At 66.0% G+C, this 12,576-nt stretch carries 2 protein-coding genes; both read right to left on the bottom strand.

Annotated features, from left to right (window positions below; all coding sequences use genetic code 11):
• Positions 1 to 85: 85 nt before the first annotated feature.
• Positions 86 to 8,815, bottom strand: coding sequence for a beta strand repeat-containing protein (locus ACNH6H_RS17110; RefSeq protein WP_418319351.1), 8,730 nt, complete (start codon positions 8,813 to 8,815; stop codon positions 86 to 88).
• 358 nt (positions 8,816 to 9,173) lie between these two features.
• Positions 9,174 to 12,389, bottom strand: a complete 3,216-nt coding sequence (locus ACNH6H_RS17105) for an error-prone DNA polymerase (protein ID WP_418319349.1) — start codon at positions 12,387 to 12,389, stop codon at positions 9,174 to 9,176.
• Between the last annotated feature and the right edge of the window lie 187 nt (positions 12,390 to 12,576).

Raw genomic sequence — 12,576 nt, 5'->3', positions numbered from 1 at the left:
GCTGCTTGGTGCTGCCGTTGCCGAAAGGAAAAGCGCCCGCACCGCGCAAGACGCGGTGCGGGCGCGACTGGACGCCGCCGGTTCGTCAGGCCTTGCCGGTCGAGGCCAGGATGTCGTTCTGCTGGTTCAGCATCGATGCCGACGTGTTCAGTGTCACCGGCAGGGCTCCGACCGACGACGTCGAACCGACGTTCAGCTGTCCATTGGCATCGAACTGCTTCATCGCCTGAACCATGCTCGACAACCCGCCAGCCAGCTTGACCTCGCCTTCGGCAATCAGCGGCGATGTCTTCAGCGCCTGCGTGATGCCGGTCGACGTGATCGACAGCGCCGCGCCGTTGCTGTCGAACGATGCCATCGCCTCGGCCAGCCCAGCCACTGCGGTGCTGAGGCTCTGGCTGCCGTCATCGACCGCCGCCATCGCCTCGATCGTCAGGGCAGTGTTGTCAGCCACCACCTCCGCCATCGGCGCCGGGGCAGCCGGCTGCGTCAGCTCGATCGCCGCCAGCTGAGCATCCAGGGCTTCGACCGGCTGCGCCGCTGCGACGATGTCGCTGCCGCCGGCTTCGATGCCGGCCAGACTCGCGCTGCCGATCACAGATCCTGACGATCCCGGGGCAATCAGGGCCGGCGAATCGATCGCCATCAGCGTCGGGTTGCTCACCTCTGCAGCCAACCCGGCCGGGGCGATCGCGGCATCGTTCCGCCTGGTCTGGAACCAGACGTCACCCATCTGACGCGTCGAGCCATCGGCATAGCTGAAGTTGGAGACCAGGCCGACAAGGTTGCCGTTGTCGATCTGCGTCGACGACTGGGCACCGATGTTCATCTGCTTGATCCCCAGCGATGACAGACTGTGCAGCTCCTCCTGACCGGAAACGCCGTCACCGTTTGCATCGACCCAGACCATCAGCCGAGCGAAGTCGTCGTCGCCGTCGTCGAGCGAACCGTCGCCGTTGGAGTCGAGTTCCGCCAGTGCCTTGTAGCCGTTCGCTGCTCGTTGGCCATTGGCCAGCCGGGTGCCGATACCGAACAACTCGGCGCCACTGTCGATGATGCCGTTGCCGTTGCGATCGAGCACCAGCAGGCCATCGTCCGGAGCGACCCAGCCGGTATTGACCGCGACGCCGGTACCGAAGATGTCGAACTTGACGCCCTCGCCGATATTCCTCGTCGAGATGCCGTTGCCGGACAGATCGAGCACGATCGGCGTGCCGAGCGTCAGGTGGCTGATCTGATCGGTCGTGAAGGCACCGATCTGTTCTTCGGTGAGGGACTCGACCTGCGTCGTCGTCAATGCGCTGACCTGATTCGTGCTCAAGGCTTCAATCTGATTTGTCGTCAGGGCTATCACCTGTGCCGTGCTCAACGCGACGATTTGCGCGGTGGTCAAGGCAAGCTGCACCTGTTCGGTCGTCAACGCAGCGAGCTGCGCGGTCCTCAACGCGGCGACATCTCGGGTTTCCATCGCCGCAAGCTGGCTTGTTGACAAGGCCTGCACCTGGCCGGTCGTCAACGCGGCCACTTGGGCCGTCGTCAGCGCAATCACCTGCTCGGTGGTCAGGCCGGCACTGATCTGCTCAGTGGTCAGCGCTGCAATCTGCGAGGTCTTCAGCGCAGCGAGATCGCGCGTCTCCATCGCAGCGAGCTGCCCCGTCGACAAGGCCTGGACCTGCCCGCTCGTCAACGCAGCCACCTGCGCCGTCGTCAGCGCCACCACCTGCTGCGTCGACAGACCGGCATTGATCTGCTCGGTTGTCAGCGCGTCGGTCTGTGCGGTCGTCAGCGCGGCAATCTGCGTCGTCGTCAGGCCAGTGTTGATCTGCTCGGTCGTCAGCGCCGCAATCTGCGAAGTCTTCAGCGCAACCACGTCGCGCGTCTCCATCGCCGCGATCTGTCCGGTCGACAAGGCCTGCAGCTGCCCGGTCGTCAATGCACCGACCTGCGCCGTCGTCAGCGCCACCACCTGGTCGGTTGTCAGACCTGCATTGATCTGCTCGGTCGTCAGCGCGGCCAACTGCGAAGTCTGCAGCGCGACGAGATCGCGCGTTTCCATCGCGGCGATCTGCCCTGTCGACAAGGCCTGCACCTGCCCGCTCGTCAATGCGACCACCTGCGCCGTCGTCAGCGCGACCACCTGTTCGGTCGTCAGACCAGCATTGATCTGTTCGGTCGTCAGGGCTGCAATCTGTGCGGTCTTCAAGGCAGCAAGGTCGCGCGTTTCCAGCGCGGCGATCTGCCCGGTCGACAAGGCCTGGACCTGCCCGCTCGTCAATGCGGCCACCTGCGCCGTCGTCAGCGCAACCACCTGCTGCGTCGACAGACCGGCATTGATCTGCTCGGTCGTCAGCGCTCCCATTTGCGCGGTCGTCAGCGTGGCAATCTGGGTGGTCGTCAGGCCGGCGTTGATCTGCTCGGTCGTCAGCGCTGCAATCTGCGCCGTCTTAAGCGCAACGACATCGCGCGACTCCATCGCGGCGATCTGAGCCGTCGACAACGCCTGCAACTGGCCGCTCGTCAACGCGACCACCTGCGCGGTCGTCAGTGCAACCACCTGCTCGGTCGTCAGGCCCGCATTGATCTGTTCGGTCGTCAGCGCCGCCAGTTGCGAGGTCTTCAGCGCAGCAAGGTCGCGCGTTTCCATCGCAGCGATCTGCCCGGTCGACAATGCCTGCACCTGCTCGGTCGACAATGCGCCCACCTGGGCCGTCGTCAGCGCAACCACCTGCTGCGTCGACAGACCGGCATTGATCTGCTCGGTCGTCAGCGCGCCGGTCTGCGCGGTCGTCAGCGCGGCGATCTGCGTCGTCGTCAGGCCGGCGTTGATCTGCTCGGTCGTCAGCGCTGCAATCTGTCCTGCCTGCAACGCAACAACGTCGCGCGTTTCCAGCGCCGCGATCTGGCCGGTCGACAAGGCTTGCACCTGCCCGCTCGTGAGTGCCGCCACCTGGGCCGTCGTCAGCGCGACCACCTGCTCGGTCGTCAATCCTGCATTGATCTGCTCGGTCGTCAGAGCTGCAATCTGCGCGGTCTTCAACGCAGCGAGGTCGCGCGTTTCCAGCGCAGCGATCTGGCCGGTCGACAAGGCCTGCACCTGGCCGGTCGTCAATGCACCGACCTGCGCCGTCGTCAGCGCAACGACCTGTTCGGTCGTCAGGCCGGCGTTGATCTGCTCGGTTGTCAGCGCCGCGACCTGCGCGGTCTTCAGCGCGGCGAGGTCGCGCGTCTCCATCGCAGCGACCTGTCCGGTCGACAAGGCCTGCACCTGCTCGGTCGACAATGCACCCACCTGGGCCGTCGTCAGTGCAACCACCTGCTGCGTCGACAGGCCGGCATTGATCTGCTCGGTCGTCAGCGCGCCGGTCTGCGCGGTCGTCAGCGCGGCGATCTGCGTTGTCGTCAGGCCGGCGTTGATCTGCTCGGTTGTCAGCGCCGCAATCTGCGATGTCTTCAGCGCGACCACGTCGCGTGTCTCCATCGCCGCAATCTGCCCGGTCGACAAGGCCTGCACCTGGCCGCTCGTCAACGCGCCGACCTGCGCCGTCGTCAGCGCGACCACCTGCTCGGTCGTCAGACCGGCATTGATCTGTTCGGTTGTCAGCGCCGCAATCTGCGCGGTCTTCAGCGCGACCACGTCGCGTGTCTCCAGCGCCGCAATCTGTCCGGTCGACAAGGCCTGCACTTGCTCGGTCGACAATGCGCCAACCTGCGCCGTCGTCAACGCGACCACCTGCTCGGTCGTCAGGCCGGCATTGATCTGCTCGGTCGTCAGCGCTGCAATCTGTGCGGTCTTCAACGCAGCGAGGTCGCGCGTCTCCAGCGCCGCAATCTGTCCGGTCGACAAGGCCTGCACCTGGCCGGTCGACAATGCGCCCACCTGCGCCGTCGTCAGCGCAACGACCTGCTGCGTCGACAGGCCGGCATTGATCTGCTCGGTCGTCAGCGCGCCGGTCTGCGCGGTCGTCAGCGCGGCGATCTGCGTTGTCGTCAGGCCGGCGTTGATCTGCTCGGTCGTCAGCGCCGCAATTTGCGATGTCTTCAGCGCGACCACGTCGCGTGTCTCCATCGCCGCAATCTGCCCGGTTGACAAGGCCTGCACCTGGCCGCTCGTCAACGCGCCGACCTGCGCCGTCGTCAGCGCGACCACCTGCTCGGTCGTCAGGCCGGCATTGATCTGCTCGGTCGTCAGCGCTGCAATCTGCGCGGTCTTCAACGCAGCGAGGTCGCGCGTCTCCATCGCCGCAATCTGTCCGGTCGACAAGGCCTGCACCTGGCCGCTCGTCAACGCACCGACCTGCGCCGTCGTCAACGCGACCACCTGCTGCGTCGACAGACCCGCGTTGATCTGCTCGCTCGTCAGCGCTGCGACCTGGGCGGTCGTCAATGCCGCGATCTGGCCGGTCGTCAATCCTCCATTGATCTGCGCCGTCGTCAGCGCAGCGATCTGCGCGGCATTCAGCACTGCGAGATCGCGCGTTTCCAGCGCAGCGATCTGCCCCGTCGACAAGGCCTGCACCTGCCCGGTCGACAACGCGGCAACCTGTGCCGTCGTCAGCGCGACCACCTGCTCGGTCGTCAGACCGGCATTGATCTGCTCGGTCGTCAGCGCTGCAATCTGCGCGGTCTTCAACGCAGCGAGGTCGCGCGTTTCCATCGCGGCGATCTGCCCCGTCGACAGCGCCTGCACCTGCTCGCTCGTCAACGCGCCCACCTGCGCCGTCGTCAGCGCGACCAAATGCTCAGTCGTCAGACCCGCATTGATCTGCTCAGTCGTCAGCGCGGCGATCTGCGCGGTCTTCAACGCGGCGAGATCCCGCGTCTCGATTGCGGCAACCTGCCCCGTCGTCAGCGCCTGCAACTGAGCCGTCGTCAGCGCTGCGACCCCCGCCGTCGTCAGCGCCACCACCTGCGCCGACGTCAGACCGTTGTTGACCTGTTCGCTCGACAGCGCGCTCACCTGCGAAGTCTTCAGCGCCGCGATCTGGCCTGTCGTCAGACCGGCGTTGATCTGCTCGGTCGTCAGCGCCGCAATCTGCGAAGTCTTCAGCGCGGCCAGATCGCGCGTTTCAAGCGCGGCGATCTGCCCCGTCGACAAGGCCTGCACCTGCTCGCTCGTCAACACGCCAACTTGCGCGGTCGACAAAGCAACCACTTGATCGGTGGTAAGGCCGCCATTGACCTGCTCGGTTGTCAGTGCCGCCAGTTGCGAGGTCTTCAGCGCGGCGATGTCGCGCGTTTCCATCGCGGCGATCTGGCCGGTCGACAAGGCCTGCACCTGCCCGGTCGTCAATGCACCGACCTGCGCCGTCGTCAGCGCGACCACCTGCTCGGTCGTCAGGCCCGCATTGATCTGCTCGGTCGTCAGCGCCGCGACCTGCGCGGTCTTCAGCGCGGCGAGGTCGCGCGTCTCCATCGCAGCGACCTGTCCGGTCGACAAGGCCTGCACCTGCTCGGTCGACAATGCACCCACCTGGGCCGTCGTCAGCGCAACCACCTGCTGCGTCGACAGGCCGGCATTGATCTGCTCGGTCGTCAGCGCGCCGGTCTGCGCGGTCGTCAGCGCGGCGATCTGCGTTGTCGTCAGGCCGGCGTTGATCTGCTCGGTCGTCAGCGCCGCAATCTGCGATGTCTTCAGCGCGACCACGTCGCGTGTCTCCATCGCCGCAATCTGCCCCGTCGACAAGGCCTGCACCTGCTCGCTCGTCAACACGCCAACTTGCGCGGTCGACAAAGCAACCACTTGATCGGTGGTAAGACCGCCATTGACCTGCTCGGTTGTCAGTGCCGCCAGTTGCGAGGTCTTCAGCGCGGCGATGTCGCGCGTTTCCATCGCGGCGATCTGTCCAGTCGACAAGGCCTGCACCTGGCCGGTCGACAATGCGCCCACCTGCGCCGTCGTCAGCGCAACGACCTGCTGCGTCGACAGGCCGGCATTGATCTGCTCGGTCGTCAGCGCGCCGGTCTGCGCGGTCGTCAGCGCGGCGATCTGCGTTGTCGTCAGGCCGGCGTTGATCTGCTCGGTCGTCAGCGCCGCAATTTGCGATGTCTTCAGCGCGACCACGTCGCGTGTCTCCATCGCCGCAATCTGCCCGGTTGACAAGGCCTGCACCTGGCCGCTCGTCAACGCGCCGACCTGCGCCGTCGTCAGCGCGACCACCTGCTCGGTCGTCAGGCCGGCATTGATCTGCTCGGTCGTCAGCGCTGCAATCTGCGCGGTCTTCAACGCAGCGAGGTCGCGCGTCTCCATCGCCGCAATCTGTCCGGTCGACAAGGCCTGCACCTGGCCGCTCGTCAACGCACCGACCTGCGCCGTCGTCAACGCGACCACCTGCTGCGTCGACAGACCCGCGTTGATCTGCTCGCTCGTCAGCGCTGCGACCTGGGCGGTCGTCAATGCCGCGATCTGGCCGGTCGTCAATCCTCCATTGATCTGCGCCGTCGTCAGCGCAGCGATCTGCGCGGCATTCAGCACTGCGAGATCGCGCGTTTCCAGCGCAGCGATCTGCCCCGTCGACAAGGCCTGCACCTGCCCGGTCGACAACGCGGCAACCTGTGCCGTCGTCAGCGCGACCACCTGCTCGGTCGTCAGACCGGCATTGATCTGCTCGGTCGTCAGCGCTGCAATCTGCGCGGTCTTCAACGCAGCGAGGTCGCGCGTTTCCATCGCGGCGATCTGCCCCGTCGACAGTGCCTGCACCTGCTCGCTCGTCAACGCGCCCACCTGCGCCGTCGTCAGCGCGACCAAATGCTCAGTCGTCAGACCCGCATTGATCTGCTCAGTCGTCAGCGCGGCGATCTGCGCGGTCTTCAACGCGGCGAGATCCCGCGTCTCGATTGCGGCAACCTGCCCCGTCGTCAGCGCCTGCAACTGAGCCGTCGTCAGCGCTGCGACCCCCGCCGTCGTCAGCGCCACCACCTGCGCCGACGTCAGACCGTTGTTGACCTGTTCGCTCGACAGCGCGCTCACCTGCGAAGTCTTCAGCGCCGCGATCTGGCCTGTCGTCAGACCGGCGTTGATCTGCTCGGTCGTCAGCGCCGCAATCTGCGAAGTCTTCAGCGCGGCCAGATCGCGCGTTTCAAGCGCGGCGATCTGCCCCGTCGACAAGGCCTGCACCTGCTCGCTCGTCAACACGCCAACTTGCGCGGTCGACAAAGCAACCACTTGATCGGTGGTAAGGCCGCCATTGACCTGCTCGGTTGTCAGTGCCGCCAGTTGCGAGGTCTTCAGCGCGGCGATGTCGCGCGTTTCCATCGCGGCGATCTGGCCGGTCGACAAGGCCTGCACCTGCCCGGTCGTCAATGCACCGACCTGCGCCGTCGTCAGCGCGACCACCTGCTCGGTCGTCAGGCCCGCATTGATCTGCTCGGTCGTCAGCGCCGCGACCTGCGCGGTCTTCAGCGCGGCGAGGTCGCGCGTCTCCATCGCAGCGACCTGTCCGGTCGACAAGGCCTGCACCTGCTCGGTCGACAATGCACCCACCTGGGCCGTCGTCAGCGCAACCACCTGCTGCGTCGACAGGCCGGCATTGATCTGCTCGGTCGTCAGCGCGCCGGTCTGCGCGGTCGTCAGCGCGGCGATCTGCGTTGTCGTCAGGCCGGCGTTGATCTGCTCGGTCGTCAGCGCCGCAATCTGCGATGTCTTCAGCGCGACCACGTCGCGTGTCTCCATCGCCGCAATCTGCCCCGTCGACAAGGCCTGCACCTGCTCGCTCGTCAACACGCCAACTTGCGCGGTCGACAAAGCAACCACTTGATCGGTGGTAAGACCGCCATTGACCTGCTCGGTTGTCAGTGCCGCCAGTTGCGAGGTCTTCAACGCGGCGATGTCGCGCGTTTCCATCGCGGCGATCTGTCCAGTCGACAAGGCCTGCACCTGCCCGGTCGTCAATGCACCGACCTGCGCCGTCGTCAGCGCGACCACCTGCTCGGTCGTCAGGCCCGCATTGATCTGCTCGGTCGTCAGCGCCGCGACCTGCGCGGTCTTCAGCGCGGCGAGGTCGCGCGTCTCCATCGCAGCGACCTGTCCGGTCGACAAGGCCTGCACCTGCTCGGTCGACAATGCACCCACCTGGGCCGTCGTCAGCGCAACCACCTGCTGCGTCGACAGGCCGGCATTGATCTGCTCGGTCGTCAGCGCGCCGGTCTGCGCGGTCGTCAGCGCGGCGATCTGCGTTGTCGTCAGGCCGGCGTTGATCTGCTCGGTCGTCAGCGCCGCGATCTGCGAAGTCTTCAGCGCGACCACGTCGCGCGTTTCCATCGCCGCAATCTGTCCGGTCGACAAGGCCTGCACCTGGCCGCTCGTCAACGCACCGACCTGCGCCGTCGTCAGCGCGACCACCTGCTCGGTCGTCAGGCCGGCATTGATCTGCTCGGTCGTCAGCGCCGTCAATTGCGAGGTCTTCAGCGCGGCGATCTGGCCGCTTGTGAGGCCCGCATTGATCTGCGCCGTCGTGAGCGCTGCGATCTGAGTGTTGTTCAGAACGACCAGGTCGCGGGTTTCCATTGCCGCGATTTGTCCAGTCGAAAGCGCCTGAACCTGATCCGTCGTCAACGCAGCCACCTGCGCCGTCGTCAGTGCGATCACCTGGTCTGTAGTAAGGCCATCGCTGATTTGAGCCGTGGTCAGCGCCGCGGCCTGCGTGGTGGTCAAGGCAGCAATGAACGACGTTTTCAACGACATCAGCTGGGTCGTTGTCAGAGCCTGGAGCTGCTGCGTGCTCAACGCAACATAGTCTGCGGTCGAGAGGGCAGCCAACTGAGCGGTGGTCAGCGCCGAAATCTGTCCGGTGCTCATGCCGCTTAATACTGAAGCCATCTTGAATCCTCTCGAATTGGGTAACGTGTGTTGTTTCCGGACGGGCCTTTGCCCGTCTGTCGGAGTCTTTTCGGCCAATGTTGCCGGGGCTTGAGCAGCCGGATCGATTAAATTGATCCGCGGATGGCGCCCTTTTCCTGCCACGCCTCGTCAGGCCGCGAGGACGCGGACACCTGCTCGGTGCGGTCCTTTCAGCATGCTGGTGGGGCAGGCAAGTTGTTGTTTTGCAGCCAACCGCATCGATGCCGGGCGGGATTTCTGACCGATGGATGTCTGGCGAGCTGTCTGCTTGTGGCCTCTCGATGTCGCTGGCGGCCGCGACGGCGCGAAAACGGGCTGCCTTCGAGAGGGGCCGCCCCTACCTGAAATCCCGACTCCGGCTGACCAGCCCTTCGAGCAGGTGCGAGTGGTCGATCAGCTTGCCGGCGACAAGGTGGGTGACGTCGCCTTCGCGTTGCCAGCGGCCGTAGACCGTCATCAGCGACGAGGCCAGCAGCGGCTTGCGCTGCGCCGCGGCGACGGTTGGCCAGACGATCACGTTGACCGAGCCGGTATCGTCCTCGAGCGTGACGAAAACCGTGCCTTTTGCCGTTTCCGGGCGCTGGCGGTGCGTGACGATGCCGCTGGCGCGGGCGATCCGGCCGTCCGGGTAGCCGCGCAGCACGGCCGCCGGCTGCACCTTGAAGGCGTCGAGCTGGCGGCGCAGCAGCGACAGCGGGTGGCGATCGAGCGTCAGGCCGAGCGCGCGGTAGTCGGCGATGGTGTTCTCGCCTTCGCTCGGCGCGGCGATCTCGGCCGCCTCCTCGTGCACGCGTGACTCGCGCAGCAGCGCCGGCGGCCGGGTATCGATGCCGCTGACGGCCCAGGCCGCCTGGTGGCGATGGCCGCTCAGGCTGCGCAAGGCATTGGCGGCGGCCAGCGCCTGCAGATCGTGGGCATTCAGCGCGGCACGCCGGCTGAGGTCTTCGACGCTGTCGAATGGCGCCTCGCCGCGACAGGCGACGATCCGCTCGGCGGCGCCGTTCGACAGCCCGCTGATGCGGTCGAGGCCGAGGCGGACGGCGCGCAGCCCGTTGACCGTGCTCGCCGGGCCGGCCTCGAAGCCGGTCAGCTGGCCGCTGATGCCGACATCGACCGGCAGCACCTGCACGCCGTGTTCGCGGGCATCACGCACCAGTTGCGCCGGCGCATAAAAACCCATCGGCTGGCTGTTCAGCAGCGCGGCGAGAAAGGCATCGGGGTGATGCCGCTTGATCCAGCTGCTGACATAGACCAGCAGCGCAAAACCGGCCGCATGGCTTTCCGGAAAGCCGTATTCGCCGAAACCCTCGATCTGCTTGAAGATGCGCTCGGCATATTCGGCGGCATAACCCTTTTCCTTCATCCGCCCGACCAGCCGCTCGTAGAACGGCGCCAGCCCGCCGCGGCGCTTCCAGGCCGCCATCGCGCGGCGCAGGCTGTCGGCCTCGCCGCCGGTGAAATCGGCCGCAAGCATCGCGATCTGCATCACCTGCTCCTGGAAGATCGGCACGCCTTTGGTGCGCATCAGCGCCGGCCGCAGCTCTTCCGGACAGGCAATCTGGTCGTCGCTGAGTTCGCGGTTGCGCAGATACGGATGGACCATGCCACCCTGGATCGGGCCGGGTCGCACGATCGCGACCTCGACCACCAGGTCGTAGTAGTTTTGCGGTTTCAACCGCGGCAGCATGCTCATCTGCGCGCGGCTTTCGATCTGGAAGACGCCGACGGTATCGGCCGCGCTGATCATCTCGTAGGTCGGCGCATCGCCGTCCGGGATGTCCTGCACCCGCATCGGACGGCCGAGCTTGATCGCAATCAGCTCGAGCGCACGGCGGATTGCGCTCAACATGCCGAGCGCGAGGATGTCGACCTTGATCAGGCCGAGCGCATCGAGGTCGTCCTTGTCCCACTGGATCACGCTGCGCCCGGGCATTGCGGCGTTTTCGACCGGCACCAGCTGCTCGATCTGATCGCGTGCGATCAGGAAGCCGCCCGGATGCTGGCTCAGATGGCGCGGAAATCCGATCAACGTGCAGGTCAGTTCGGCCCACAGCCGGGCCAGCGGCGATTGCGGATCGAAGCCGTTTTCGCGCAGCCGCTCGTCGTTGATGCTGCGGCCGTCGAACCACTGCTGGCTTTTGGCAACCGCATCGATGCGTTGCAGGTCGATGCCGAGTGCGCGGCCGACATCGCGCAGCGCCGAGCGCGGCCGATAGGAAACGACGACGCCGGTCAGCGCGGCGCGGTGCCGGCCGTATTTGGCATAGATGTACTGGATCACCTCCTCGCGCCGCTGGTGCTCGAAATCGATGTCGATGTCCGGCGGCTCGTTGCGCTCGACGCTGATGAAGCGCTCGAACAGCAGCTTCGCGCGGCGCGGATCGACCTCGGTGACACCGAGGCAATAACAGACCAGCGAATTGGCGGCGCTGCCGCGGCCCTGGCAGAGGATGCCCTGCGCCCTCGCCCACTGGACGATGTCGGCAACGGTCAGGAAATACGGTTCGTAGGCGAGGCGCTCGATCAACACGAGTTCGTGTTCGATCTGCTCGCGCCATTCGTCGTCGAGGCCGTCCGGAAAACGCGTCTTCGAACCTTCGAAGGTCAGCTGCCGCAGGTGGCTGGTCGGCGTCTGGCCAGGCGGGACGATTTCCTTCGGATATTCATATTTGAGTTCACCGAGCGAAAAGCTGCAGCGGCCGGCGAAGGCAACGCCGTTGGCGAGCCACTGCTCGGCGTAGATCGCGGCGAGCCGGCTGCGCGAGCGCAGATGCTGCTCGGCATTCGATGTCAGTGCATCGCCGCAGTCGGCGACGCTGCGCCGCAGCCGGGTTGCGGTCAGCACATCGAGCAGCGGCTTGCGCGAGCGCCGGTGCATCAGCACATCGCCGCTGGCAATGATCGGCAGACCGGTGAATTCGGCGACCTGCAGCACCCGTTCGCGCAGCACATCGTCGCCGCGCCGGTACAGCAGTTCGAGTGCGATCGCGGCGCGGTCCTGGAACCAGGTCTTCAGCCACATCGCATGGGCAAAGATCTGCTCGAACGGTTGCTCGACCGACGGCACCAGCAGCGCGAGGCAGCCAGGCAGCCCGGCCAGCGTCGGCGCCTCCGGCACCTTGCCTTCGATATCGCCGGGCCAGGCCTTGTAGCCGCCTTTCGGCGCGCGCCGCCGCGCGACGGTGATCCAGTGCGACAGGTTGCCGTAGCCGCGCCGCGTCTGCGCCAGCAGCACCAGCCGCGCATGCGGTGCGCCACTGTCAGGCAGCTGCAGCCGGATCTCGCTGCCGATGATCAGGTGCAGTTCATGACGGCGCGCTTCGGCATGGGCACGCACGACGCCGGCCAGCGAACATTCGTCGGTCAGCGCGAGCGCGCTGTAGCCGAGCGCTGCCGCGCGCACGACCAGTTCCTCAGGGTGCGAGGCGCCATGAAGAAAACTGAAATTGCTGCGGCAATGGAGTTCGGCGTAATTCGGCAGCACGGGGTGACCCGCTGGCGGGGGCGGCGGCCGAAGCAGAAACGACGCGCCGACGGACAACTGTATATTCATACAGTATATCCACACCTCTCTGCGTCGACCGAAACGACGCCCCAAAAAACGAAACCCCTTCCGGCACGAAGCTGGAAGGGGCTGGGTGACCGAGGCCACCGTTTCGGAACTCCGGAGGAAAAAGGTCCGGGGTTCCTGACGCGCAGAGACTGCGCCATCTGTATTGCCTGCAGTGCAGACGCCCCGA

Source organism: Pseudideonella sakaiensis (assembly GCF_048320135.1).
GTDB classification, from domain to species: Bacteria; Pseudomonadota; Gammaproteobacteria; order Burkholderiales; family Burkholderiaceae_C; genus Ideonella_A; species Ideonella_A sakaiensis_A.
This window is presented reverse-complemented; position numbering and strand designations above follow the sequence as displayed.

Excerpts from the sequence above, each read along its gene's own strand:
- ACNH6H_RS17110 (WP_418319351.1), bottom strand. The coding sequence starts at position 8,815 with ATGGCTTCAGTATTAAGCGGCATGAGCACCGGACAGATTTCGGCGCTG.
- ACNH6H_RS17105 (WP_418319349.1), bottom strand. The coding sequence starts at position 12,389 with ATGAATATACAGTTGTCCGTCGGCGCGTCGTTTCTGCTTCGGCCGCCG.